Origin of the sequence: Azospirillum sp. B510 (genome assembly GCF_000010725.1) — a bacterium.
Classification (GTDB): domain Bacteria; phylum Pseudomonadota; class Alphaproteobacteria; order Azospirillales; family Azospirillaceae; genus Azospirillum; species Azospirillum lipoferum_B.
Window position 1 is genome coordinate 2,145,175 of sequence record NC_013854.1, and the last position, 23,401, is coordinate 2,168,575.

General features: G+C 64.3%; 27 protein-coding genes and 1 pseudogene. 19 read left to right on the forward strand and 9 right to left on the reverse strand.

Annotated features, from left to right (window positions below; translation table 11 throughout):
* Positions 1–224: 224 nt before the first annotated feature.
* The 3 genes from fusA to AZL_RS09915 all read right to left on the reverse strand — a co-directional run bounded on the left by fusA (position 225) and on the right by AZL_RS09915 (position 3,850).
* On the reverse strand, positions 225–2,366 hold the full coding sequence (gene fusA, locus AZL_RS09905) for an elongation factor G (RefSeq protein WP_012974493.1): 2,142 nt from the start codon (positions 2,364–2,366) through the stop codon (positions 225–227).
* A gap of 229 nt (positions 2,367–2,595) precedes the next feature.
* Positions 2,596–2,943 (reverse strand): RidA family protein, encoded by a 348-nt coding sequence (locus tag AZL_RS09910; RefSeq protein WP_012974494.1) that lies wholly within the window; start codon positions 2,941–2,943, stop codon positions 2,596–2,598.
* A 97-nt stretch (positions 2,944–3,040) separates the two neighbouring features.
* Positions 3,041–3,850 (reverse strand): trypsin-like serine peptidase, encoded by an 810-nt coding sequence (locus AZL_RS09915; protein ID WP_247894188.1) that lies wholly within the window; start codon positions 3,848–3,850, stop codon positions 3,041–3,043.
* Positions 3,851–3,868: 18 nt separating this feature from the next.
* Here AZL_RS09915 and AZL_RS09920 point away from each other — a divergent pair, with 18 nt between their 5' ends.
* From AZL_RS09920 to AZL_RS09930, 4 genes and pseudogenes are all read left to right on the forward strand, one after another.
* Positions 3,869–6,151: a DNA topoisomerase gene (locus tag AZL_RS09920; protein WP_012974496.1), complete on the forward strand. Its 2,283-nt coding sequence runs from the start codon at positions 3,869–3,871 to the stop codon at positions 6,149–6,151.
* 92 nt (positions 6,152–6,243) lie between these two features.
* Positions 6,244–6,966, forward strand: a pseudogene (locus tag AZL_RS34140) (IS5 family transposase).
* Positions 6,967–7,015: 49 nt separating this feature from the next.
* Positions 7,016–7,270, forward strand: coding sequence for a cyclic nucleotide-binding domain-containing protein (locus AZL_RS09925; protein WP_042442917.1), 255 nt, complete (start codon positions 7,016–7,018; stop codon positions 7,268–7,270).
* A complete protein-coding gene (locus AZL_RS09930; RefSeq protein ID WP_012974499.1) occupies positions 7,245–7,502 on the forward strand; it encodes a helix-turn-helix domain-containing protein in 258 nt (85 codons plus the stop codon). The genes AZL_RS09925 and AZL_RS09930 overlap by 26 nt, the downstream gene beginning before the upstream one ends.
* Here AZL_RS09930 and AZL_RS37610 read toward each other — a convergent pair.
* The 5 genes from AZL_RS37610 to AZL_RS35405 all read right to left on the reverse strand — a co-directional run bounded on the left by AZL_RS37610 (position 7,441) and on the right by AZL_RS35405 (position 11,088).
* On the reverse strand, positions 7,441–8,100 hold the full coding sequence (locus AZL_RS37610; protein WP_086935355.1) for a LuxR C-terminal-related transcriptional regulator: 660 nt from the start codon (positions 8,098–8,100) through the stop codon (positions 7,441–7,443). The genes AZL_RS09930 and AZL_RS37610 overlap by 62 nt on opposite strands.
* A gap of 96 nt (positions 8,101–8,196) precedes the next feature.
* The gene (locus tag AZL_RS09935; RefSeq protein WP_148219280.1) at positions 8,197–8,649 is read right to left on the reverse strand and encodes a hypothetical protein; all 453 of its coding nucleotides are present in this window, start codon (positions 8,647–8,649) and stop codon (positions 8,197–8,199) included.
* A 17-nt stretch (positions 8,650–8,666) separates the two neighbouring features.
* Positions 8,667–9,731 carry a helix-turn-helix transcriptional regulator gene (locus tag AZL_RS09940; RefSeq protein ID WP_012974500.1) on the reverse strand — a complete coding sequence of 355 codons (1,065 nt, stop codon included), beginning with the start codon at positions 9,729–9,731 and terminating at the stop codon, positions 8,667–8,669.
* Positions 9,732–9,959: 228 nt separating this feature from the next.
* Entirely contained in the window at positions 9,960–10,850 is an 891-nt protein-coding gene (locus AZL_RS09945; protein ID WP_012974501.1) for a DMT family transporter, read from the reverse strand.
* Positions 10,843–11,088 (reverse strand): helix-turn-helix domain-containing protein, encoded by a 246-nt coding sequence (locus AZL_RS35405; RefSeq protein WP_012974502.1) that lies wholly within the window; start codon positions 11,086–11,088, stop codon positions 10,843–10,845. Before AZL_RS35405 ends, AZL_RS09945 begins: the two co-directional genes overlap by 8 nt.
* 442 nt (positions 11,089–11,530) lie before the next feature.
* Between AZL_RS35405 and AZL_RS09955 the strand changes: the two genes are divergently transcribed.
* The 7 genes from AZL_RS09955 (at position 11,531) to AZL_RS35415 (ending at position 16,256) form a co-directional block, all read left to right on the forward strand.
* Positions 11,531–12,403, forward strand: coding sequence for an IS5 family transposase (locus tag AZL_RS09955; RefSeq protein WP_042442921.1), 873 nt, complete (start codon positions 11,531–11,533; stop codon positions 12,401–12,403).
* 332 nt (positions 12,404–12,735) lie between these two features.
* Positions 12,736–13,095, forward strand: a complete 360-nt coding sequence (locus tag AZL_RS36735) for an Arm DNA-binding domain-containing protein (protein WP_197540134.1) — start codon at positions 12,736–12,738, stop codon at positions 13,093–13,095.
* Entirely contained in the window at positions 13,047–13,952 is a 906-nt protein-coding gene (locus AZL_RS09965; RefSeq protein ID WP_012974504.1) for a tyrosine-type recombinase/integrase, read from the forward strand. The genes AZL_RS36735 and AZL_RS09965 overlap by 49 nt, the downstream gene beginning before the upstream one ends.
* Positions 13,953–14,210: 258 nt before the next feature.
* Entirely contained in the window at positions 14,211–14,534 is a 324-nt protein-coding gene (locus AZL_RS09970) for a helix-turn-helix domain-containing protein (RefSeq protein ID WP_042442923.1), read from the forward strand.
* On the forward strand, positions 14,531–14,953 hold the full coding sequence (locus tag AZL_RS09975) for a hypothetical protein (protein WP_012974505.1): 423 nt from the start codon (positions 14,531–14,533) through the stop codon (positions 14,951–14,953). Before AZL_RS09970 ends, AZL_RS09975 begins: the two co-directional genes overlap by 4 nt.
* A gap of 3 nt (positions 14,954–14,956) precedes the next feature.
* Positions 14,957–15,646 carry a hypothetical protein gene (locus AZL_RS35410; protein WP_012974506.1) on the forward strand — a complete coding sequence of 230 codons (690 nt, stop codon included), beginning with the start codon at positions 14,957–14,959 and terminating at the stop codon, positions 15,644–15,646.
* 178 nt (positions 15,647–15,824) lie between these two features.
* Positions 15,825–16,256 (forward strand): hypothetical protein, encoded by a 432-nt coding sequence (locus tag AZL_RS35415; RefSeq protein ID WP_148219281.1) that lies wholly within the window; start codon positions 15,825–15,827, stop codon positions 16,254–16,256.
* A 142-nt stretch (positions 16,257–16,398) separates the two neighbouring features.
* On the opposite strand, the gene AZL_RS34160 is transcribed toward AZL_RS35415, so the two are convergent.
* Positions 16,399–17,156 (reverse strand): IS5-like element ISAzs9 family transposase gene (locus AZL_RS34160; RefSeq protein WP_148219282.1). Its coding sequence is split into 2 segments (ribosomal slippage): positions 16,399–16,829 and positions 16,829–17,156, totalling 759 coding nucleotides; the frame shifts between segments, so codons are not numbered across the junction.
* An 83-nt stretch (positions 17,157–17,239) separates the two neighbouring features.
* On the opposite strand from AZL_RS34160, the gene AZL_RS36280 reads away from it, so the two are divergent.
* From AZL_RS36280 to AZL_RS10035, 8 genes are all read left to right on the forward strand, one after another.
* Complete coding sequence (locus tag AZL_RS36280) at positions 17,240–17,458, forward strand: hypothetical protein (RefSeq protein WP_042442929.1); 219 nt, start codon at positions 17,240–17,242, stop codon at positions 17,456–17,458.
* 257 nt (positions 17,459–17,715) lie between these two features.
* Complete coding sequence (locus AZL_RS10000) at positions 17,716–19,056, forward strand: IS1380-like element ISAzs3 family transposase (protein ID WP_012974508.1); 1,341 nt, start codon at positions 17,716–17,718, stop codon at positions 19,054–19,056.
* A gap of 238 nt (positions 19,057–19,294) precedes the next feature.
* A complete protein-coding gene (locus tag AZL_RS10005) occupies positions 19,295–19,780 on the forward strand; it encodes a hypothetical protein (RefSeq protein ID WP_012974509.1) in 486 nt (161 codons plus the stop codon).
* A gap of 259 nt (positions 19,781–20,039) precedes the next feature.
* A protein-coding gene (locus AZL_RS34170) for an IS630-like element ISAzs14 family transposase (RefSeq protein ID WP_148219284.1) occupies positions 20,040–21,136 on the forward strand; the annotation gives its coding sequence in 2 pieces (ribosomal slippage) (positions 20,040–20,556 and positions 20,556–21,136; 1,098 coding nt in all).
* A gap of 10 nt (positions 21,137–21,146) precedes the next feature.
* On the forward strand, positions 21,147–22,007 hold the full coding sequence (locus tag AZL_RS10020) for a hypothetical protein (RefSeq protein ID WP_012974512.1): 861 nt from the start codon (positions 21,147–21,149) through the stop codon (positions 22,005–22,007).
* A gap of 2 nt (positions 22,008–22,009) precedes the next feature.
* On the forward strand, positions 22,010–22,225 hold the full coding sequence (locus tag AZL_RS10025; protein ID WP_012974513.1) for a phage head-tail joining protein: 216 nt from the start codon (positions 22,010–22,012) through the stop codon (positions 22,223–22,225).
* A gap of 1 nt (position 22,226) precedes the next feature.
* Complete coding sequence (locus AZL_RS10030; protein ID WP_012974514.1) at positions 22,227–22,571, forward strand: DUF2190 family protein; 345 nt, start codon at positions 22,227–22,229, stop codon at positions 22,569–22,571.
* 161 nt (positions 22,572–22,732) lie between these two features.
* A complete protein-coding gene (locus AZL_RS10035) occupies positions 22,733–23,317 on the forward strand; it encodes a hypothetical protein (protein ID WP_042442931.1) in 585 nt (194 codons plus the stop codon).
* Positions 23,318–23,401: the final 84 nt, after the last annotated feature.

Consider the following 23,401-nt stretch of genomic DNA (forward strand, 5'->3'; position numbering starts at 1 on the left):
ATTCGTCGCGCTGCCAACTATTTTTTTGTTGCAAAACGCTAACAAATCCGGCAAGGGCGCCACCGCCGGCCTTCGGACCACCGGCCTACGCCCCTTATACCCTCGGTTCAGGCTGGAGAGCGGCTCCTGCCCGGATCCGGATATCCTCCAAACGGCGAACGGCCGGCGGATCGCTCCGCCGGCCGTCAGCTTTACCGGATGTGCCCCGATTGTCCGAAGGACGATCAGGCGGCCTTGTTGCGGCCGGCCACGATTTCGTCGGTGACGTTGCGCGGCACCGGCTCGTAGTGGCTGAACTCCATCGAGTAGGACGCACGGCCCGAGGTCATGCCGCGCAGCTGGCCGATGTAGCCGAACATCTCGTTCAGCGGGACATTGGCCTCGACGGCGATGTTCGACCCACGCTCCAGCTGGCCCAGGACGGTGCCGCGACGGCGGTTCACGTCGCCGATGACGTCGCCCAGATAATCGTCGGGGGTGACGATCTCGACCTTCATCACCGGCTCGAGCAGGATCGGGCCGGCCTTCGGCAGGGCCTCGCGGAAGCAGGCCTTGGCGGCGATTTCGAAGGTCAGGGCGTTCGAGTCGACGTCGTGGTACTTGCCGTCCACCAGGCGGGCGCTGAAGTCCACAGTCGGGTAGCCGGCGAGGACGCCGTCCTCCTTCTGCATTTCCAGGCCCTTCTTGACCGACGGAACATATTCGCGCGGAACCGTGCCGCCGACCGTCTCGTCGAGGAACTCGAAGCCTTCGCCCCGCTCGCGCGGCGCGAAGATGATCTTCACCTCGGCGAACTGGCCCGAACCACCGGTCTGCTTCTTGTGGGTGTAGGTGTATTCGACCGGCTTGGTGATCGTCTCGCGGTAGGCGACCTGGGGCTTGCCCATGTTGCCTTCCACGCCGAACTCGGTGCGCATGCGGTCGAGGGTCACTTCCAGGTGCAGCTCGCCCATGCCGCGCAGGATGGTCTGGCCGGTTTCACGGTCGGTCTCCAGGCGGAGCGACGGATCGGCGCGGACCATCTTGCCGAGCGCGATCGAGAACTTCTCCTGCTCGCCCTTGGTCTTCGGCTCGACCGAGACGCTGATGACGGGGTCGGGGAAGCGCATGCGCTCCAGGATGACCGGCGCGGAGGCGTCGCAGAGCGTATCACCGGTCTCGGTCTCCTGCAGGGAGACGAGCGCGATGATGTCGCCGGCGCGGGCTTCCTCGATCGGGTTGGCGTCCTTCGCGTACATCTCGACCATGCGGCCGATCTTCTCGCGCTTGCCGCGGGTCGAGTTCAGGATCGACATGCCCTTGGTCAGCACGCCCGAATAGACGCGGACGAAGGTCATCGAGCCGTAGGTGTCGTTCAGCACCTTGAAGGCCAGCGCCGAGAAGGGCGCGTCGTCGGAGCTGAGACGCTCGCCGTTCGGGTTGCCGTCCTCGTCCACCGTCTTGATCGCCTCGACGTCGGTCGGGGCCGGCAGCAGATCGACGACCGCGTCCAGAACCTGCTGGACGCCCTTGTTCTTGTAGGACGAGCCGCAGAGCACGGGCGTGAAGGCGCTGGTGATGGTGCCTTTGCGCAGGCAGGCGCGCAGCACCTCGGCCGACGGCTCCTCACCGGTCTCCAGATAGGCTTCCATCGCCGCGTCGTCCTGCTCCAGCGCGGTGTCGACCAGTTCGGCGCGCAGCGTCGGGATCAGGGCGATGTTGTCGAGGTCTTCCTTGACCGACAGGTTGAGCTTCTGGGCGAGATCGTCGGTGACCTCCCAGATCTCCCACTTGGCGTCCTTGTCGTCGGAGAACCAGACATAGGCCTTCATCTCGACGAGGTCGACCATGCCGCGGAAGTTGTCTTCCGAACCGAGCGGAACCTGGATGCAGACCGGACGGGCGTTCAGGCGCGTGCGGATCATGCCGACGCAGCGCTGGAAGTTGGCGCCCGAGCGGTCCATCTTGTTGACGTAGCAGATGCGCGGAACGTTGTAGTTGTCCGCCAGACGCCAGTTGGTCTCCGACTGCGGCTCCACGCCGGCGACGCCGTCGAACACCACGACCGCGCCGTCGAGCACGCGCAGGCTGCGGTTCACCTCGATGGTGAAGTCGACGTGGCCCGGGGTGTCGATGACGTTGATCTTCTTCTCGCGCCAGAAGGCCGAAACCGCGGCGGACTGAATGGTGATGCCGCGCTTCTGCTCCTGCTCCATGTAGTCGGTCGTCGTCGACGTCTTGAGATCCTTCGTCTCGTGGACGTCGATGATCGTGTGCTTGCGACCGGTGTAGTACAGAATACGCTCGGTGGTCGTCGTCTTGCCCGCGTCGACGTGGGCGATGATGCCGATGTTCCGAATGTCAGACAGTGGCGTTTGGCGCGGCATGTTGCGGTTCCATTGCAGTAACGCGGCAACCGAAGCGCGACCGTCAGGGTCGTCCGCTTCGGCGGCAGAGGTTGGTCGGGGTTTTACGGGCGATCTGTTAAGGCGTCATTAACATTCCGTAAACCGACAAGCATTTTGTCGGGTTATTGAAGCGCGCGGCCCTCACAGCGTTCGGGCCACGCCGGCATACCCCAACCGAGGCTGCCGGGTCGCCCCGGTTTCCACCGCCTTATTTGGCGGCGGTGACCTGAATTTCAACGAGATACTGGGGGGCGGCCAGCTTGGCCTCCACCGTGGCGCGGGCCGGGGTGTTGGCCGGGTCGACCCAGGCCTCCCAGGCCTTGTTCATCGCGCCGAAGCTGGCGATGTCCACCAGATAGATGGTGGCCGACAGCAGCTTGCTCTTGTCGCTGCCCGCTTCCGCCAGCAGGGCATCGATCTGCGCCAGGATCTGGGCGGTCTGGCGCTCGACGTCGGGCGTCGGCTCGTCGGCGACCTGACCGGCGAGATAGACCGTGTCCTTGTGGACGACCATCTGGCTCATGCGCGGTCCGGTGTGGAAGCGCTGGATCGACATGACGGAAAGACTCCGGGTTCCGAGGGGGATCAAAAAGACGCGGGTACGTCTATGCCATTCGGGGCCGCGCGCGAAGAAAAAAATGCGCTCCCGCCGCTCAGGGCCGACCCGCGACGGCATCCTTGGCCAAAGCCGCGGCGAAGCGCGCGGACGGAACCGCGAAGTTGCGCACGGTCGGCGCCAGCCCGGCGGCGACACCGACTCCGGCGACCGCCCATCCGGCGCCGGTCGCCGCCCTCGCCAGCAGAGGCCCGCCGCTGGTGCCGCGCGTGGCATCGCAGTCATGCACCAGCAGCCCGGCGCTCTCGCCCAGCACATGGCAATCGCGGTCGGCCATCAGGATCTGCGCACGGTCCTGGCTGTAGCCGCCGAGCATCACCGGGCTGCCGGCCCGCGGCGGTTCGGTGCCGACGGGGAGCGCCGGCACCGACTCCGGCGCCGGTTCGGACAGGGTCAGGACCGCCCAGTCGGCGGCGGCCACCGGGGTCGCGGCGGCGGGGTCATAAGCCGGATCGGTCGCCACCCGCGCCACGGTGACATGACGGGTGAAGGCGCCGCGATCATAGCCGAACAGCACATGCAGCGAGGATGCCGGCAGGAAACGCCGCGTGCGCGGATTGAACAGGCAATGTCCGGCGGTCACCACCGTGCGGCGGCCGACCAGCGCGCCGGTGCAGCGGCCGGCCAGATTGGTCTGGACCCTGACGATGCTGCGCCAGGGATCCGCATCCGCCTCCACCGGCGTCCGCCGGTCGCCCGGCCCGACGCCGGGCAGCAGCGGACGTTCGGCATGGGCGGCGGCCGCGCCGGCCAGGATCGCGGAGGCAAGGGAAAGCGCGGCCGCGGCCAGGACGCCGAGGCGGAAACCGCGCCCATCGCGCGCATGTTCTTGCTCCGTTTCCCTCAATACCCTATCCTCCCACTCATGGCGACGCTGATCATCACCGAGAAATCCAGCCAGGCGAAAGACCTGCGCGCGGCCCTGGGCGACCGCTTCGGCCGCATCCTGCCGGCCGAGGGTCATCTGTTGCGGCTGGCCGAGCCGGACGAGGTCGATCCCGCCTGGAAGCGCTGGTCGCCCACCCTGCTGAAACCGGACGGTCTCTACCCCACCCGCCCCGACCAGGGCGGCAACAAGGCGGCGAAGCTACAGGCGATCACGACGGCTCTGCGCGCCTGCGACGAGGTGATCCTCGCCACCGACTGCGACCGCGAGGGCCAACTGATCGGGCAGGAGATCCTGGAGCATGTCGGCTATCGCGGCAAGGTGCGGCGCGCGCTTTTCACCGCCCAGGACCCGAAGACCTTGCGCGACGCCTTCGCCGCGCTGAAGCCCAACGACAGCATGCGGCCGCTCTACGAGGCGGCGGTGGCGCGCCAGCAGGCCGACCAGATCTACAACCTGTCGCTGACCCGCACGGCGACCAAGACCCTGCTCGCTCCCGGCACCCGCGGCGTCATCGGCATCGGCCGGGTGAAGACCCCGACCCTCGCCATCGTCTGCCTGCGCGAGCTGGAAATCCGCGACTTCAAGCCCGAGGATTATTTCGAGGTGGTGGCGACCGCCAACGTGGCGGAGGGCCGCTTCCTGATGCGCCACGCCCCGGCGCCGAAGGACCGCATCAAGGACCGCGCCACCGCCGAAGCCATCGCCCGCGCCGCCGACCAGCACCGCGGCCCGCTGACGGTGACGGTGGAGGAGAAGCGGCAGGCGCCGCCCAGGCTGTACGACCTGCCCTCTCTACAGAAGACCTGCGGGCAGCGCTGGGGCTGGACCGCCGACCGCACGCTGGCGGTGGCGCAGGAACTGTATGACGGCGACGGCAAGAAGCTGATCACCTATCCGCGCGCCGAGGCGCGATACCTGTCGGAGAACCAGATCGGCGACGCGCCGGCCATCGTCGGCGCCCTGACCCGGTTGCGCGGCTTCGCCCATCTGGGCGAGCATATGGATGTCCGGCGCCCGGTGATCCGCAAGGGCAAGTCCGGCCATTTCTGCGACAAGGCGCTGGAGGGCGTGTCGCACCATGCGGTGATCCCCAACGTCAATGTGCTGGATGACCTCGAATCACGGCTGGGCCGCCTGTCCGACGACGAGAAGCGGCTGTTCGCGCTGATCTGCCGCTCCTACCTCGCGGCGGTGATGCCGGATTACGAATACCGCCAGACCGGCGTGACCATGCCGGTGCCGGTGCCGCCTCCAGAGGGAGCGAGGACCGAGGGAGCGAAGCCGGTCGCCTTCCGCGCCGTCGGCCGCATTCCGCTGAAGCTGGGCTGGAAGGCCGCCTTCGGTTCCGCCGAGACCGAGGACCGCTCCGGCGGCAAGCCGGAGGAGGAAGCCGAACAGACCCTGCCGCCGCTGCGCGACGGCGAGCCGGCGACCCTGACCGATCCCAAGGTCGAGGCCAAACGCACCCAGGCGCCGCCACGCTACAATGAAGGCACGCTGGTCGACGCCATGCAGAACGCCTGGCGTTTCGTGGAGGATCCGGCGTTGCGCGACCGGCTGAAGGAGGCCAAGGGCATCGGCACGCCGGCCACCCGCGCCGAGGTCATCAAGGGACTGCGCAAACAGAATTTGCTGGGCGCAGACGGCAAATGGCTGGTGCCGACGCCGGCCGGTCTGCATCTGTTCGAGACGCTGCGCGCCGCCGCCCCGACCCTGGTCGATCCCGGCACCACCGCCCTGTGGGAGATGAAGCTGGACGAGGTGGTGACCGGGCGCGCCGATTTCCGCGGTGTGATCGACGCCATCGCCGGCGAGGCGGACCGGCTGATCGGCGCGCTGCTCGGCCAGCGCGGCACGATGCTCGATCTCGGGCAGCCCGCGGCCAAGACGCGCTTCACCCGCCGCAGGACCGGGGCCACCCGCGCCGCGTCCGCCCAAACGGGAGCCCCCGCTGCGCCGAAGGGCCGGCGAACCCGCAAGGCGACCGTCGTTCCCGCCGACGGCGCAGCCATGCCGCCGAAGCCGCGCCGCACCCGCAAGGCCAAGGAAGCGGCTGTTGCGCCCCCTGTTACCGGAAGCGCGGTCGCCCAGCCGATGGAAAGCCAAGCCGGTCCGGAGGCGCGGCGGCGACGCGAGCCGACCGAGCGCATGGTCGCCTTCGCCCGCAGCCTGGCCGAACGCAAGGGCATCGCCCTGCCCGATCCCTGCCTGCGCGACTTCGAGCGTTGCCGCAGCTTCCTGGACGAGCATGCCCGCTAAGGCGTTCTTGGCTAGGGGCGAAACCCAATCAGAAGGTTGATTTTGCGTAATGAATGTGATTCCAAGGCGTTATGGTCGCGTTGGAGGGTGGTGTGCGGGAGATGTTCTGGCTGGATGATGATGCCGGGGCGGCGATCGAGCCACAGCTTCCATCGAACCAACCGGGTGCTCGTCGGATGGACGACCGTCGGATCATCAGTGGCATCATCCATGTTCTGAAAAGCGGCTGGCGCTGGAAGGACTGTCCGCCGGAATACGGCCCCCCGACGACGGTCTACAACCGCTTCAACCTTTGGTCGCGGCGCAATCACTGGCGCAAGATCCTGGATGCGCTGGTGGCGGGCCAATGGATCACCACCGCCGTGGCGATGGACGGCAGCTATATGAAAGCGCACCGGTGCGCCCACGGCGGAAAAGGGGGCCAAAAATCAGGCCATCGGCCTTTCTCGGGGCGGCCAAACCACGTAAATCCACGCCCTGAGCGACGCGCTCGGGCGTCCGATCATTCTCAAGGTAACGGCTGGCAACGTGTCGGACATTTCCATGGCCGAAGCCCTTTTGGCCGACAAGGCTATGATTCGGATAAGTTGCGAAGCGTGATCGGCGACAAGGGGGCCAAGCCGGTCATTCCAGGCCGGAAATCACGCAAGCGGAAGATCCGCTTCGATAAGATGCGTTACAAATCCCGATGGATGGTGGAGGCCGTGTTCGGGCGGCTCAAGGATTTCCGCCGCGTTGCCACGCGCCACGACAAGCTCGCCAGAAACCATATGTCATCACCAATGATTGCAACCATAGGGGCGCATTGGCTCTGATTGAGTCTGGAGCCTTGCTGTGCGGCATATTGACGCGCGACAAACTATCATGCGGAAGGGTGACCATTCCGACGAGCTGTTCGTGATCGTGTTTGGACAGGCCGGGGTTTACGCCGCCCATGGCCAGAAGCTGCGGCGGCTCGGCACCCTGGAACGGCCGGCGGCGGTCGGGGAGATAGGCGTGATCGACGGCGGGGACCGCACAGCCACGGTGGTCGCTGACACGCCGATGCAGGTCCTGGTCGTGCCGATGCAGGAGTTGGAGAGCGCGCTGGACAATGGCCCGCAATGTCGCCGAGAATGAGGCCGACCTGTTGCGCGACCTGCGGGGCCGGATCGCGCGGAAGCTGCTTCAGTTGGCGGACCCCAAAACGGGCGCGGTCGGCGTCACCCAACGCGAGCTGGCCGAGTTCGTGGGAACCACCCGCAGCGCAATCATCCCGCACCTGACCTATTTCCGCCAGCGCGGGATAATCACCGAGGTCGGGCCAATAGTCCTTCTCCGCCGCACCGCTCTTCAGGAAGAGGCTCGGTAGCCAGAGCGGCCGTCGCGCGCTTGAGTGTCTTCGCCCGCAATTCGCATCGCTCGGCGTCATTGAGCATCATGGCGGCAGCCGAGATCAAGCCGCTTCGAATGGCGCGTTGGGCATCCTCCCGATCGCATTGAGCACGATCGAGGAGCTGCTGCCGCGTCAGCTGGTCTATCCGAGACCGGTGCCCCAAGTCCGGCGATTGACCAATGGCCGTAACGGCGGCGAGGGCGGTACGGAGCGCGACACTGCCTTGTGGGCGGTCGGTACCTTCGAGGGATGCCGCGGCCGACGCAAGCCCCCAGAGTCGGCCAAGGTCGAATAGTGTCTGACATCCCGTCTTGCGCATGATCTGGGCGCGGTGGCACTCGACGGTCTTGGGGCTGATGGCCAAGTCAACGGCAATCTCCTTTGTCGATTGGTTGCTGGCAATGCAATGCAATACCTCCGTTTCGCGCCGTGAGAGGTTCGCGAGGCGTGCGGCGGCCTGAATGCCATTGGCGAACCCGGCGCCGCCGCGCCGCCGCAGGCTCGGCATCTCGGGACTTGGGGTGCAAGGGTCCTTGCACCCGCCATTTATGGCGGTATGCTCATGTTTGATCATCGTTGCTTCCTACGGCTACGGGTGATCGTCTGGCTGGGTGACCGGCTTAGGCGGGGTGCCTGCCTGTTGGCGCAGGCAGGCACCCATTAGGCGCGGTTAGGCGGCCTTTCTGATTATTGGATCCTCGGGGTTCTCGCCCGGCTCTTGCGGGGCGCGACGGTAACAATCCGCTCCAGCCATCTCGTCGTTGGCATATGGCTGTTCGGGCATCGAGGCACCGAACGACGCCAGCGCCCTCGTCTCAGCGTATGCTGACTCATATTCGACTGTTCCCGTCACGCCGGGCGTATGGTCGATTACTTCACCAAAGGCCAGCATGCAGTCCTGGTGATACTTCTTCGGGCGGCACATGTGAGCGTGCCACGCCATATCGATCAATTTGGTGGGGACGATGGTGGCGGTCGGGTGGAGCGCGACGGCCGCCAAGAACTCCCGATAGAGGAAAACGGCGCGCTCCGCTTGCGTGAAATCCATGCCGGACCGCGCGAGATCCGAGACGACAACAGATAGGTCCAAGCCCTGAATTAGAGCAATTTTCGTTACTGTCACGCAATCATACCTTCTAGTTAATGGTCGCGCCGCCGGGAGGCGCCCGTGATCGCCGCAAGCATTGACACCCAGCGTGTCAAGGCTGATTGCCCGCTTACGGGAATGCTCTTTTCGGCCAATTTCCGGTAAACGGATTTCATCATGGTCCTGCCGCTGCCTGCCGTTTTCCCCAGCGCCTCCGCAGCTGCGGAGGTTTCCTGCCCGGCCCCGACCATGGCCGCCAGCTTTGCCTCGGTTGCAGTGAGGTCGTATTCTTGGCGGAGGACATCGATAACGGAAGCAGTGCCCATCGTGGGCAGTGCCACTGCAATTACCGCCGTATCCTCGAGTCGACCAGGGCCGCGGGATATGGATGCCATATACGGCGCCGGGTCGCCGGGTCGCTGCAGCCGGATTGTTGTCGTGGGCGAGGGAGCGGCGCCGGTCGCTGCCGCAGAGATGAGGCGAGCAAGACCATGTGTAGAAGCGCCGCCGTCGAAATGCAGACGCCCCGCCTCATCCACCCACCAGCCAATTTCGCTAGAAATGGCCGCGCTCATCGCCGCGTTCTTGTACCGGACCTTCCCGTCGCAGGCGACGACAGCGACGCCTATCTCCAGGCAGTCCAGAGCGGCGGCACGCAAGGCAGCTGCCTCGCGCTCTCGAATGATCTCCGTCAGCCCCATGGTGGGTAGATCGGCCATGAAGAAATGGTCCAGCCCTGCTCTGGCAGGCTCCACTCGAAGCTGGGCGTTCCACCCGGAAGAAATACGGGCGTGTGAACACAGCAGTTTGGTCGGGACGTGCTTTGTGAACTCAAGGCGATCACGCAACCGCCGACGCTTTGTATCTTGGAGTTCATCTTCAGCCCCAACAGCGCCCAGCCGGCCCATTGCGACGCCATGTTCCCAGGACTTCATGAACATCTGGTCGAAGGTCATCGGAGCCGAAAAATCGCAGAAGGAATAGATCTGCCGCTTTCTTGGACTGACGTACCTGACGCAATCCTTCTCGTCGAACACCACCATCGTGGCATCCAAGCGAGACGCCAGCACGGCCATATCTTCGAAGGGGCGAGGAATGTCGGATGGCAATGCGAGCATTTAGCAATATCGTTATGCGTAGGTTTAGAGCTGAACCAACCCTAACAGGGTTCCTATTGCGTTACACCTCCCTTTAGTGAGGGAGCTATGCCCTGAATAGCCCGGTATGCGAGATCTTGCCAACGGCCTTCGCGCACATATCAGCGTAATCACTGACGACAACAATCGGGCGCGACACATCCATGCCGCGCACCGATGCTTAGAAACATAACCTTTTTTGAGTGGGGTTTAAGCCGCGACTCCGACCCGACTCGGGCGCCAGTGCGTCATGGATGTAACATAGGCCGCCGCCGCGATGATGATGACCGCCCCCGCCACCGCATTGACGCCCGGCACCTCGCCGAACAGCAGATAGCCGGTCGCCAGCGCCACCGGGACATCAACCAGGGTGATGGGCATCAGCACAGCCGGACTGGCGTGCTTGTACCCGCGGACGGTCGCCCACTGCGCGCAGGCCGACAGCAGCCCGATCCCGATCAGCCAGGGCAGATCGCCGGTCGGCGGCTCCACCATCACCGTGGACGCCGGCACCGCTATGACGGCGCTGACGAGGATGGCGGAGATCGCAACCACCACCGAGGCGGGGTTCGTCCTGGCAAGCCGCCGCATGGCGATCTGGCTCCCGGCCCCGGCGAAGGCTGCCACCACCAGGGAAGCGACAGCCCAATCCCAATGCGGAGTGCCGATCGACATCAGGCGCGGCCACAATGCGACCAGGGCGCCGACGACGCCGATCCCGGCGGCGATCCATACCCGCTGGTCCGTGCGCTCCCCGAGGAAGATCCGCTGCATCGGGATGACCAGCAGGACGCGCGTGTACATGAAGGCCGTCACCAGGGCGACCGGAAGCGCCGGCGAGCTGTAGGCATGGACCAGGGCCATCAGGGACACCGCGCCCACACCAGCGCGGATCAGGTGCCCCTTGGGGTCCTGAAGCTGACGCAGATGCAGGAAGGCCCGCCACGCCACCACGGCCAGGATGATGCCGCCGACCGAGCGGAACAGGGCCATCTCCAGGGCTGGGAGCTTGGTGGAAAGGTGCTTGATGAGGAGGTTGGCCGCCATGAAGCTGAAGGCGGATGCCAGAGTCCAGTGGGCGCCCTTGGTCGCGTTACCCATGGTCGGAGTCCTTGGTGTCCTTGGTCGGCGGCAAAGGCCGCCATTCGTCCAGGCCCTGGGCCAGGGCTGCGCAGGCCAACCCGATGTGTCGCGGGATCACGACAGGCCGTCCGTCGTCCTTCCGGCGGCCCAGCTCGTAAAGCTCGACGGTGCTGCGCGAGATCCCGAGAGCTTCAGCAGCCTCTCGCACGGACAGCCCCACCTGAGACCTCCAGGCCTTGAACTCATCGGCGGTCATGCTAACCTCTCGCTTCAGGAGGTGACGCGCTTGCGTCCATCTGGGAGGTGGAGCCGGTTTCCCGGCCCCACCCTTCGGCCTTTGGTCCTTTTCCCTGGTGTCCAGTTCAATCTCGGCCGTCAACCTGATCTTGAACCTGACTTTCGGGAAGAGGCCCTCCAGCCACTCCAGAATGTTCACTGCGCGTCACCTCCTTTCGGTTTTGTGCCCGGCGCCAGTGCCGTTCATAAATCCATTCACAAATCCATTTTGTCGTACTGAGGATGACAGAGCAAGAGAGTTTGTCGTTCTAAGGACGACATTTACGCGCACATAGTGCTTCCCTCGACTGTCTCCCGACTCACGCCGCCAGCCCCATAAGAGGCTGTCCGGTAAAATATTGACGAGATTGGGCTCGAATTTTTTGCGGGCAACGGGGCGTTGCCGGGAGTGTTGATCCGATATCCCTTTACGGTGGTGGAGGCCTGTCAGGCCATACCCACACGATCCCTATCCGTCTGACCTCAGCGACGATGAATGGGAAGTCGTCGCACCTCTCTTTTCCAAGAGCGAAAGGCGGGGACGGAAGCCGATCTATGATCTGCGCCGGATCTTGGACGGCTGCTTCTATGTTTTGCGCGGCGGAATTGCTTGGCGGATGATGCCGCATGACTTGCCGCCGTGGCGCGTAGTCTACGATCACTTCAGCCAATGGCGCAAGACTGGCAAGTGGGAGCGGATCAAAGAGGCCTTACGTGAGCGTTACCGCGTGAGTCAGGGGCGTGATCCCCAGCCGTCGGCCGCCGTCATCGACAGCCAATCGGTCAAGACGACCCAAATCGGCGGACCGCGCGGCTACGATGGCGGCAAGAAGGTCACAGGCCGCAAGCGCCAGATCCTGGTCGACACCGAGGGCAGTCTACTCAAGGTCGCGGTTCACTCCGCTGATCTCCACGATAAGGCGGGCGGGATGCTCCTGCTCGCTTGGCTCCACCTCCTGTTCCCGCGGCTCGTTCTGGTGTGGTCCGACACCCATTATCAAGGCTTGAAGGCGTGGGCAAAAGGTCACCTCGGCTGGACGATTGAAGTCGTCAAGCATTGGTGGACCGGCGTTCGTGGCTTCTGGTGTGCACCCGGCCAGGAACCACCCGAAGTTCCCGCTGGCTTTCACGTGTTGCCGCGGCGTTGGGTTGTTGAGCGATGCTTTGCTTGGTTGTTGACAAACCGGCGCCTCGTCGTCGATTACGAACGCCTACCGAAAACAGACGAAGCTTCTATTTATATGGCGATGGGGCGAATTTTACTCCGCCGCCTCGCAAAAACCCTCCCAAATTAGCCAAAAACTCGATCCACCTTTTACGGGACAGCTTCTTACAGTGCACTTATGGGCCGGGCGCGGAGGAGGCAGGCACCGCTAAGTCATTGAAAGGATTGGTGGGCGATGAGGGGATCGAACCCCCGACATTCTCGGTGTAACCGAGATGATTTACTGAATTTCCCCGAACCAGCAAGCACCACCAGAAACCTTATTACCATTTAATTTCAATGCTTTGACTGAAGCATAATTGTGCTGTTGTGCCCGAAGGTTCGACGCGGTACAGTGATCTTGCACTTACAGCGCACTTACAGCACCGCATCTCGGTCGTACTTATCGGGGATTCGCCGGTCGTGAATTCGGTCATTTCGAACAGCTTGGTCGCCAACCTGAAGCCTGCGGAGAAGCCCTATGAAGTGCGCGACACCCGCCTGAAGGGGCTGCTGCTGCGGGTCCAGCCCAGCGGGGTCATGGCGTACTATGTAGAGTATGAGCGCGGGAAGCGGATCAACCTCGGGCGAGCCGATGCCGTGACGCCGTCCCAGGCGCGCGAGCAGGCCAAAGCCATCCTGGCCGACGCCTACAAGGGACAGGATCCCGCAGCGGCGCGCAAAGCCACCAAGGACCACACTCTGCGCAGCTTTATCGAAGAATTGTACGAGCCGTGGGCACGGGCCACATCCGCACCCACAAGACGACGGTGCAGAGCCTGAAGGTCTGCTTCGCCGACCTCGTCGACCGCAAGCTCGACGATGTCACGCCGCTGGACGTCGAACGGTGGCGGACCCAGCGCCTTAACGACGGACTGAAGCCGTCCAGCGTCAATCGTCAGCTTGACGACCTAAAGTCGGCGATGACCAAGGCGGAAACCTGGATCAAGGGCTTCTCCAGCCCGATCGCCGGGGTGAAGCGGGTCAAGGTCGACTCGAACCGGCGCGTCCGCTTCCTGTCGGATGAAGAAGAGACCAGCCTCCGCCGCGCCCTCGACGAACGGGAGGAACGGCTCCGCCAGGGGCGGGACAACGCCAACGTCTGGCGCCGCGAGCGGGACTACGAACTCCTCCCCGACCTGCGGCTACTGGCCTATGCCGACCATCTGAAGCCATTGGTGCTGCTGAGCCTCAACACCGGGATGCGACAGGGCGAGGTGTTCGCCCTGCGCTGGTCCGATGTGGACCCGCAACGCCGCGAGGTCACGGTGGCCGGCACCACCGCCAAGTCGGGCCAGACCCGCCACATCCCGATGAACGACGAGGCACACAAGGTACTGTCCCGCTGGCGGACGCAGTCGGGCGGGACCGGGCTGGTGTTCCCCGGCCGGGACGGAAGCAAGATGAACAACGTGCGTACATCCTGGGAAGGCGTGCTGGAGACTGCGGAGATCTCCGATTTCCGCTGGCACGACCTGCGGCACACCTTCGCCAGCAAACTCGTCATGGCCGGAGTGGACCTGAACACCGTCCGCGAGTTGCTGGGGCATTCCGACATCAAGATGACGTTGAGGTATGCGCACCTCGCGCCCGAGCACAAGGCGGCAGCGGTGGCGAAGCTGTGCAAATCGCAATTTTGATATGCGATATTTGCAATTTAATCAATTGCATCAACCGAACAACCCATATCTGTATATGGTTAATGCATCATATAAGATACATTATGTCTCATAAAAGCGTCATGCTGCCTCATATAACTTACAAATCAAAATCTGCCATAGCTTTTTCCCATCAAGAGAAAATCGGATTTTCTCTTGATGACCCAAAAACAAAATCTTGAGCAACCCCGTCTCTATCGACATCATCCCTCCAGGAACAGCAATATCCGAGGAGGTACAATGACCACACAGCACGATCCGGGGCCGACGCTCGACACCGAAGGCGTATCCCAATACACCGGAATATCCGTCAGCACGCTGAGACAACAGCGGGTTAAGGGCGGCCCGGACTCCATCCCCTACATCAAGATCGGTCGCAGCGTCCGCTACCTGCGCTCCGATCTCGACGCCTACATGGCGGCCCGCCGTGTCACCTCGACCATTGAAGCGCGTGCCAAGGCCCGGCAGGAACCTATGCAGTTCCCCGGTCAACTTGTGGAAATCTCGCCGGAGATGATGGCCCAGAGGCCCCCCAAAACTGCGAAGCGGGGGGCCGGCCGATGACCACCGAATGCCCCACGCACGAGGAGATCGCCGCGATAACCTTCGACGGCAGAACCTTCGACATGCACGAAGTGGCGACGTCGCTTCATCGCCTGTTCGGCGATGCCAGCATCTTTGCGCGCGTTGCCTACATAATTTTGGGAAAAAGTGACAAAAAAGTAGAAGAGATGGCGCGGCGCGACGTGACAGTTACTATTGACACGCTAGAGAATATCATCGAGATCGGTAAACGCCTGAACGCGTTGACGGAAATTCTCAACACAGCGGAGTGTCGACTGCATGTCGGGCTCGCGAGAGTTGCCGTCACCTACGAAACTCTGATCGAGCACCAATGTCGGAAGACCGACAAACCAAACGCGGAGGTCGATGGAGACACGACTCGCGAATTGCCGGACAGTTTGCCATCAGCGAAACAATGAGTCATGGCGGATCGCAAACCCCGGCACGCCCGGCCGAACGCGACCGGTAGGAACGAAACGGCGCGTTTCGTGATGTTGCCGCACTACCTGCTCAAGTCCGCAGCCTGGATGACCATGTCGCCGAATGCGAAGGCGCTCCTGATTGATATCTGGCGCCGACACAACGGCGTGAATAACGGTGAAATCGCTTACGCCGTGCGAGAGGCCACGGCGATCGGCCTTTCGAAAGATCAAGCGAACCGAGCGTTTGATGTTCTGATCGAACGCGGCTTCCTTCGCGTCCGCCGCGAATCCAGCTTCAACGTCAAGGCCCGCGAGGCGCGGTTATGGGAACTCACGGCGGAGCGCTGCGGTGACGCAAGGGCGACGAAGGAGTTCATTACCTGGACCGAGCCCAAAGAAAAATCACGGTCGCACAGGCGCGACACACAGTCTCGCCAGCGCGACTGTGAGGCCACCGACGAAATAAAGTTGCCGCCCACAGTCTCGCCAGCGCGACCGTCGGGAGCGGAATCGGCTCCCCCACAGTCGCGTGAGCGCGACACTTCTAAATACCATATGGGCAGTCTTCTGGGGACACCGGCCCCCGCACCAGCTGCACCGGTCCTGCCGCTCCAGCGCTCCCGCAAGACGCCGGACGAGCGATCCCCATCGGCTGCGGTCCCGACTTCAGCTCGGAGGAAACAGGCATGACGACCTGCCCGGCCGACACCGGCATAGACGCCCTGCCCGACCATCACGAACTGGCTCCCGAGGGGCGCCTGATCATGGGGTCGTTCCCACTCGCACGACGATTCGCCCCACCACCGCGTCGCCGGCACCGCCGGTCAACCACGGTACAGTTGAAACTCATTTTCACAGAGGACAAGCAATGACCAGAAAATCAAAAGAGACCTTATCTGACAGCGCAGAACTTCTCTATTGCCTTACCAAGGCCTCCGAGGCCGTTACGGGCATTGGTCTTATAGCGAAGTCGCGCCAGACTGAAGATCCAGAAATCTGTGCCGCCGCTGAAAGAACTCTTGCCCAACTTCAGGGGATGAACCGAATTATTCAGCAGCTCATCAAATCAGCATCGATCGACGGCATCAGCGCAGAACGTGAAGGGCTGGACGACCATGGAAAAGCGCTCCAGCACATTAAGACACTGGCGGAATCTGCCTATCCGACGGATCAGGATTTGAAGCTGGCGATCGAGCGCGCCATCGCGACTGCGCCGGCGGCGCCGGAACCGGACTCGCCCTTCGAACTGCCCTCGATTATGCCCGTATGGGGCGAGCGCATCGTCGGGGAGCGGGGGTGAGGATGGGGAAGCGAGACGACATGGCCCGGCGTGCCTTCCAGCGCCAGAGGGCCGGCCAGCGTGAGATAAAGACGCAGGAACAACTGGTCGACCTGAGCACGAAGGTGGTCGCGGGCTTGAGGGGACTAGGGCCTGTTGACATTCATCGTGTTACCAAGACGGTAGCGACGAGGTTAATGGCAGCAGCGAAGCTTGTATCAGTTTTGTCGTATCGTGTGGCGATGCGTCGGAATTCTTTGATTTTGCAGAAGAAGTTCTCGACCAGATGGCGCCATTTGTACATCTCGGCGTCGTGGGGAATCGGGGGAGATCGGTTGGCCTTGGACGGAATGACGGCGACCGCGCCTCGCTCGGCGATCAAGATACGGATGGCGTTGCTGTCGAAGGCTTTGTCAGCCAGGAAGGCGGAGAATTCGATACCGTCCAGCACCGGTTCGACGCCGACGCTGTCATGTCGCTGGCCCGGCAGCAGGATGAAGCGCCCAAGGTTCCCCAACGCATCGACGACGGCCAGGATCTTGGTCGTCAGCCCGCCACGAGAGCGACCGATGGCCTGAGCCTGAGTCCCCCCCTTGCGCCGGTACCGTGCTGATGCACCCGGACAATCGTGCCATCAATGATCGCGTACTCGAAGTCCGCGTCGCTCGATAAAGCGGCGAAGACCTCGTCGAAGACACCGGCCTTGGCCCATCGGCGATAGCGCTGGAACACCGAGTTCCAATTGCCGAACGCTGCAGGCAAGTCCCGCCAGGGCGCTCCAACGCGGACGATCCACAGGACCGCCTCCAAAAACAGGCGATTGTCCGCTGCCGAGCGGCCAGGGTCGCCCACTTTGCCGGGAAGAAGCGGCGCTATCCGCTCCCACTGATCATCTCGCAATACAATCCGATCCAAGGCCACCTCCCTTTTGGTAGCCTTGAATCAAATTTCTACGACCACCGGAAGCCTCTTCTCAACGCGAATGTCAACAGGCCCTAGCCGACTTGGTCGGCGAATTGCCCAACGTCGAGGATGAGGAAGTAGAGCAGGTCATCGACCTGATCGGCCGTCTCACCACGGCGGCAGTGTTCTTGAGCCGCGCCACCATGGCCGCGCGCGATGGCCTGCCCTTGCCCAGGCCGGACCTTGTCGACCAGTCGGCGCTCCAGGCTCTCGGCGCGCTGGAGCAGCGGTTCGCCGCCGGCTCCGATCCGCTGGCGTGAATGGCCCCGCCCCTCGCCCTGCCCCCTGCCTCGCCGTCGCGGGCAGGTGAAGGGGCGGCAGGGGGATGGCAGCCCATGCGCCTCATGCATGGCGACGGGTCCCTCCATGCGCTGGAGAGCCGGGGGTTGCCCCAGCCCCGTGACGTCCCTAGCCGGGAAAATTCATGAGGGTTGGCGGGTGTAGCGGCATCCGTTGAGCGGCCGTAGGATTTGGGTGCTGACGCCAACTCCTGCCGTTTCCGGAGCGCCCACCCGCCATGGTTGATCATACCCTGCCGCTGCCCGGCCTGTCACCCGTTGCTGGAAAGCCGGTGATCGGGCGCTTTGATGGCGGCCGCCTGTCCTCCGATGGCGGGCTGCTGGTGCTGCGGGAGGTGGCGAAGCGGCTGCGGATTGCCGATCGGCTGGCCGCCTGTATTGAGGACCCGCGCGATCCAACGCGCACCGTGCATTCGCTGGCCGACATCATCGGCTTTCGCCTGCTGGCCATCGCGGCGGGCTACGAGGACGGCAACGACGCCGGCAGCCTACGCTCCGACCCGCTGTTCAAGATGGCCCTGGAACGCCTGCCGTCCGAGCGTGACCTTTGCTCGCAAGCCACCATCTCGCGCCTGGAGAACCTGCCGGATACCCGCGCACTGCTGCGCATGGGCCGAGCCATGGTCGATCTCTACTGCGCGTCCTTTCGCCAGGTGCCCAAGCGCATCGTGCTGGATGTAGACGACACCTTCGACACGGTGCATGGCGGTCAGCAGTTGCGCCTGTTCAACGCCCATTACGACGAGTACGGCTTCCAGCCCATCGTTGTCTTCGACGGCAGCGGCCGCTTTGTCACCGCTGTGCTGCGCCCAGCCAAGCGGCCCAAGGGGACGGAGATCCGGACCTTCCTGCGTCGCCTGCTCCGCGCCATTCGGGCAAACTGGCCCAAGACCGAGATCCTGCTGCGCGCCGACGGCCATTACGCCTGCCCGGAGGTGCTGGACTGGTGCGAGGCGGAGGGGCTCGACTACGTGCTCGGTCTGCCGACCAGCAGCACACTGCGCCGTCACGTCACCACGCTGGAGGCCAGCACCGCGGCGCGCTTCCAGGCCATGCCCGGAGCCGACAAGGTGCGCCGCTTCAAGGAATTCTATGACGGGGCCAGCACCTGGAGCCGGGTCCGCCGCATCGTCGCGCGCGTCGAGGCAGGAGACCAGGGCACCGACAGCCGCTTCATCGTCACCAACCTACGCCACGGCACGGGTCGCTGGCTGTATGCCGGCCTGTATTGCGCGAGGGGACAGGCGGAAAATCATATAAAAGCCTGGAAATCCCACCTTGCCGCAGACCGGACCTCCTGCACCAAGGCGACGGCCAACCAGTTCCGCCTGTTCCTGCACGCCGGGGCGTACTGGCTGCTGTGGAGCCTGCGCTCGCTGATGCCGAAACGCTCCCGCTGGCGCACGGTGCAATTCGACACCTTGCGGCTGCGCTTGGTGAAGACCGCCGCGCGTATCGTGGAGATGAAGACGCAGATCAAGGTGCACCTGCCGACCAGCGCGCCTGATCAGGCGATCATCCACCTCGCCCTCGGCCGCATGCCCCGGCTCATCTGCTGAGCACCGGGGCAGCGTGCCCCAGCCGTCACCCAATCCCCTCCACCACCAACTCCGACACCGTCACGCCGCCGTCAGCGCGGCGGCCGACGACGCGCGCCCATACAGCCCAACGTTGATCATCTCAACGCGGCGACCAGACCGCTCGCCACCCTGGTGAATAAAGGCGGCTAGGCATCACCCCCTAAAGGGGGTTCCGGTTCCGCATATACTGCGATAAAAGTCCTATCGAGGTGATTGGATGGCGACTCAGCAAGAGGTTGGGAGGCATCTGGATCTGTCGGAACGCAGCGTGAGGGACCTTCTCGACCGCAGCGTATTGCCTGCCGCCCGCCGTGGTGCGCTTGACCTCGACACCTGCCGTGCCGCCTATATCAAGCACCTCCGCGCCGTCGCGGCCGGCCGCTCCCTGGGGCCGGCCGGGGACGACCTGACGACGGAGCGCGCCCGGCTGGCGCGCGAACAGGCGGACGCGGTCGCGATCCGCAACGCCGTATCCAGGCGGGAGCTCCTGCCCAGAAGCGACGTCACGCGCGCTGTGGTTGGCGCCTTCACAATCGTGCGGGACCGGCTCAGCGCCTTGCCGGCGCGGCTTGCCGGCTCACTCGCCGCCACGACCGATCCTGCCGACGCCCGGGCACGACTAGAGACTGCCATCGCCGACGTACTGGCCGAATTGGCTGAGACGCGCGTCGTCACCGTTGAGGAACCCGCCGATGCAGCTTGACGTGCCCGTTTCCGAGTTGGTGGCGGAGGTGGCGACCGGTTGGTTCGCCTCACTGCGCCCGCCGCCGCGCCTTTCACTGGCGGAATGGGCAGAACGGCACGCCCGGCTGTATGATGGATCGGTCTTCCGCCCCTATCCCTACCAAGTCGCCCCCTTGAATGCGATGGCTGATCCGTCCGTTCGCCAAGTAATACCAGAGCCGGAAACTTCTGACTCGCCGGGTCTGTGGCTTGCGGTTCAGCGCCGGTAGTGATTCCCTGTGCCAGGTCTCACCATTGAGCGAAGCACAGCCATGTCCGCCCTGCCGATCCGCCCCGACCTGAGCTCGGAAGACCTGCGCCGCCTCGCCCGCGGCGAGAGCGATGGGCGGGTGTGCCGGCGCCTGCTGGCGATCGCCATGGCGCTGGACGGCGTCAGCCGGGCGGAAGCGGCGCGGCAAGCCGGCATGGACCGGCAAGCGCTGCGCGACTGGGTCGTGCGCTACAACGCCGAAGGGGTGGACGGCTTGCGGGATCGGGCGCGCTGCGGCCGGCCGCCGCTGCTCGCCGACGCCCTGGAGCCGGAATTGGCTGACCTGATCGCCGCCGGCCCCGAGGTCGAACGGGACGGCGTCGTCGAGTACCGGGTTCGCCACATCCGCGACTTGGCCCTGCGGCATTTCGGGGCGGACTACAGCCGCACCGGCATGCAGGACCGCTTGCACCGCATGAAGCTGTCCTTCCTGACGCCGCGCCCGATCCATCCCAAGGCCGACGCACCGGCCCAGGAGGCGTTTAAAAAAACTTCGCCGAACGCCTCGCCGCCATCGGAGAGGACCACCCCGAGGCGAGCGCCGTGGAGGTCTGGTTCCAGGACGAGGCCCGCATCGGCCAGAAAGGCACCCTGACCCGGCGCTGGGCGCCGCGCGGCAGCCGGCCGCGCGCCGTGCGCGATCATCGTTTCAAGTCGGCCTATCTCTTCGGCGCGGTCTGTCCTGAGCGCGACACCGGAGCCGCCATCGTCATGACGCGCGCCAACACCGAGGCGATGAACCTCATGCTGGAGGAGATCAGCCGCACCGTCACCCCCGGCGCCCATGCCGCCGTGGTGATCGACGGGGCGGGATGGCACACCAGCGGCGATCTCGCCGTGCCGGCCAACATCACCCTCGTGCCGCTCCCGCCCTACAGCCCGGAACTCAACGCCATCGAAAGGCTCTGGCAGGTCATGCGCGACACCCTGCTGTCCCACCGGCTCTTCACCGACCTCAACGCCATCCTCGACGTCTGCTGTCGCGTCTGGAACCGCATCCTCGCCGAACCCGGCCGCATCCGCTCCACATGCGGTTACCCGTGGGCCTTACAGGTCAAAATTTAACGGCTTTGGTATGACCACCGGCGACTTCCCGGTTCTGCTGGCGAACGCGGCCAACAAGACCCTGTTGCCGGCTTATCAGGCGGCGGCGCCGACCTACCGCCGGTTCTTCGCCCGGCGCGACTTCCGTGACTTCAAGCCCGCGTCCTTCGCCCGCGTCGGCGACTTTCCCGTGCCGATGGCGGTAGGGGAGAACGGCGAATATAAGCACGGCGCCATCTCCGAAAGCGGCGAGACGGTCACTCTGGGCGAGTATGGCCGGGTGGTGATGTTCTCGCGCAAGGCCCTGATCAACGACGACCTGGGCGCCTTCTCCGACCTGCCGACCAAGGCGGCGCTCCGCTGCGCCGATTGGGAAAATTCAGTGGCCTGGGCGCTGGTGGTGAGCAACCCCGTCCTGTCCGACGGCAAGACCCTGTTCCACGCTGCGCACGGCAACCTCGCCACCGCCGGCGCGGTGATCGACCTCGAAAGCGTGTCGGCGGGTGAGGCCGCCATGATGAAACAGACGAGCCTCGACGGCCTGAAGCTGAACCTTCATCCCGCCGTGCTGGCGACCGGGCCGGACCAGTTCACCGCGGCCCGCCAGTTCACCAGCACGGCGGTCGCGCCAACCACCGCCGCCGCGGTCAACCCGCTGGCCGGCAAGCTGGATCCGGTGGGCGACGCCAACATTCCCGGTCCCGGCTGGTACCTCATGGCGGAACCGGCGGCACTCGAAACCTTCATCTACGGCTACCTTCAGGGCCAGTCCGGGCCGGTCATCACGCCCGAACCGGGCTTCGATGTCGCTGGCGTGAAGGTCAAGCTCACCATCGATTTCGCCGTCGGCGCGGTGGACTACCGCGGGGCTTACTACAACCCCAGCCCCTGACCATGGCGACGCCGGCCGAACTGATCGGGATGCGGGACGCGCTGGAGGCCGCCCGCTACAGCGGCAACCGGCGGGTCCGCGTGGGCGGAACCGAAATCGAGTTCCGGTCCGATGCCGAGATGAAGGCGGCGCTTCTGGATCTGAACCGGAAGATCGCCGCCGCCAGCGGTTCGGCCGGCTCGCCCTTCGTGACCTTCACGACCTCAAAAGGACTCTGACATGCGGAATTTCGTTTGCGAGGGCTGCCATCTCAACCTCACCGCGCCGCGGGCTCTCGCGTCCGGAGAGGGCTTTGTCGTGGGCTCGATCTTCGCGGTGGCCAGCACCACCGCCGCCAGCGGCACCGCTCTTGTCGGCGTGACCGAGGGGGTGTTCGACCTGCCGAAGAAGAGCACCACCGCCTTTGCCGTGGGGGATCGGGTGTCCTGGGAGAACACCAACCATTACTGCGACGCGCCCGGAACCGGCCTGTATCCGGTGGGTGTCGCGGTGGCCGCCGCCGGTGCCGGCGCAGCGACGGTGCGGGTGAAGCTGGCGGAGGTGCCGACGGCGCCGGCCGCCTGATGATTTCGGCCGGCGCCGACACGCCGGCCCGACGCGACATGTCGGCGCATGAAGAAGGGCGCGCCGCCCGTCCTGAACCGGAAAGCCATCTGCCCGCCGGCGTGTTGGAGGGGTGAAGGGGCTCAAGGTGGCAAGGCGGCACCATCCACGGGGTGAAGCAAATGAAGCTGACCTATTCGGATAGAACAGTCGACCTACTGATCGAGGGTGCAGACGACACCATCCGGCAAGTGTTCGTCGCAGAAGCGCAGCGCCAGCTTGCCGCGGCGAAAGAGGAGTCCCAGCCGGATGGCGTAGTCCAGTACGTCGACGGTGCGCGCGGCGCGCCCCTGGAAAGCGTGAAGATGAACGGCGGCGTACTGTTCGAGTTCTATTACACGACCAGCATCGTCAAGCGGGCGATTGAGACACTGGAGAATACAAGCCCTCTGGATACTGGAAATTATATCAATCACCACGAAGTCTTCGTCGATGGCGCTCTGGTGACGGATCTCGAATCGCTGAGAACAGTCCGCCGCGTCGTCATCGCGAACACCATGAATTATTCCCGGATCATTGAGCGGGGAATGGGAAAACATGTTCCCTGGTCGAAGCAACCACAGGTGCCTGCCGAGGGCGTTTACACCGCAGCGGCCAAGACGTTGACGCGCGAGTTCGGGCAGATCGCGGATATTGCTCTGACCTGGGTCGAGATCGACGGGCAGTCCGGGAGAACTCCGGCTCTCGCAATCGAACGGAGGCAGTAAATCATGGCCGGATCAAAAGTAACTCTGGCCGAACTCGAAGTCCGCATGAGCGGGCTATCGGCCATCGAACGATATAACGCGCTG

Coding starts and splice junctions, on each gene's coding strand:
- fusA (WP_012974493.1), bottom strand. CDS start 2,366: ATGCCGCGCCAAACGCCACTGTCTGACATTCGGAACATCGGCATCATC.
- AZL_RS09910 (WP_012974494.1), bottom strand. CDS start 2,943: ATGTCGATCCAGCGCTTCCACACCGGACCGCGCATGAGCCAGATGGTC.
- AZL_RS09920 (WP_012974496.1), top strand. CDS start 3,869: ATGGCGACGCTGATCATCACCGAGAAATCCAGCCAGGCGAAAGACCTG.
- AZL_RS09925 (WP_042442917.1), top strand. CDS start 7,016: ATGCGGAAGGGTGACCATTCCGACGAGCTGTTCGTGATCGTGTTTGGA.
- AZL_RS09930 (WP_012974499.1), top strand. CDS start 7,245: ATGGCCCGCAATGTCGCCGAGAATGAGGCCGACCTGTTGCGCGACCTG.
- AZL_RS37610 (WP_086935355.1), bottom strand. CDS start 8,100: ATGATCAAACATGAGCATACCGCCATAAATGGCGGGTGCAAGGACCCT.
- AZL_RS09940 (WP_012974500.1), bottom strand. CDS start 9,731: ATGCTCGCATTGCCATCCGACATTCCTCGCCCCTTCGAAGATATGGCC.
- AZL_RS09945 (WP_012974501.1), bottom strand. CDS start 10,850: ATGGGTAACGCGACCAAGGGCGCCCACTGGACTCTGGCATCCGCCTTC.
- AZL_RS35405 (WP_012974502.1), bottom strand. CDS start 11,088: ATGACCGCCGATGAGTTCAAGGCCTGGAGGTCTCAGGTGGGGCTGTCC.
- AZL_RS09970 (WP_042442923.1), top strand. CDS start 14,211: ATGACCACACAGCACGATCCGGGGCCGACGCTCGACACCGAAGGCGTA.
- AZL_RS09975 (WP_012974505.1), top strand. CDS start 14,531: ATGACCACCGAATGCCCCACGCACGAGGAGATCGCCGCGATAACCTTC.
- AZL_RS35410 (WP_012974506.1), top strand. CDS start 14,957: ATGGCGGATCGCAAACCCCGGCACGCCCGGCCGAACGCGACCGGTAGG.
- AZL_RS35415 (WP_148219281.1), top strand. CDS start 15,825: ATGACCAGAAAATCAAAAGAGACCTTATCTGACAGCGCAGAACTTCTC.
- AZL_RS10000 (WP_012974508.1), top strand. CDS start 17,716: ATGGTTGATCATACCCTGCCGCTGCCCGGCCTGTCACCCGTTGCTGGA.
- AZL_RS10005 (WP_012974509.1), top strand. CDS start 19,295: ATGGCGACTCAGCAAGAGGTTGGGAGGCATCTGGATCTGTCGGAACGC.
- AZL_RS10020 (WP_012974512.1), top strand. CDS start 21,147: ATGACCACCGGCGACTTCCCGGTTCTGCTGGCGAACGCGGCCAACAAG.
- AZL_RS10025 (WP_012974513.1), top strand. CDS start 22,010: ATGGCGACGCCGGCCGAACTGATCGGGATGCGGGACGCGCTGGAGGCC.
- AZL_RS10030 (WP_012974514.1), top strand. CDS start 22,227: ATGCGGAATTTCGTTTGCGAGGGCTGCCATCTCAACCTCACCGCGCCG.
- AZL_RS10035 (WP_042442931.1), top strand. CDS start 22,733: ATGAAGCTGACCTATTCGGATAGAACAGTCGACCTACTGATCGAGGGT.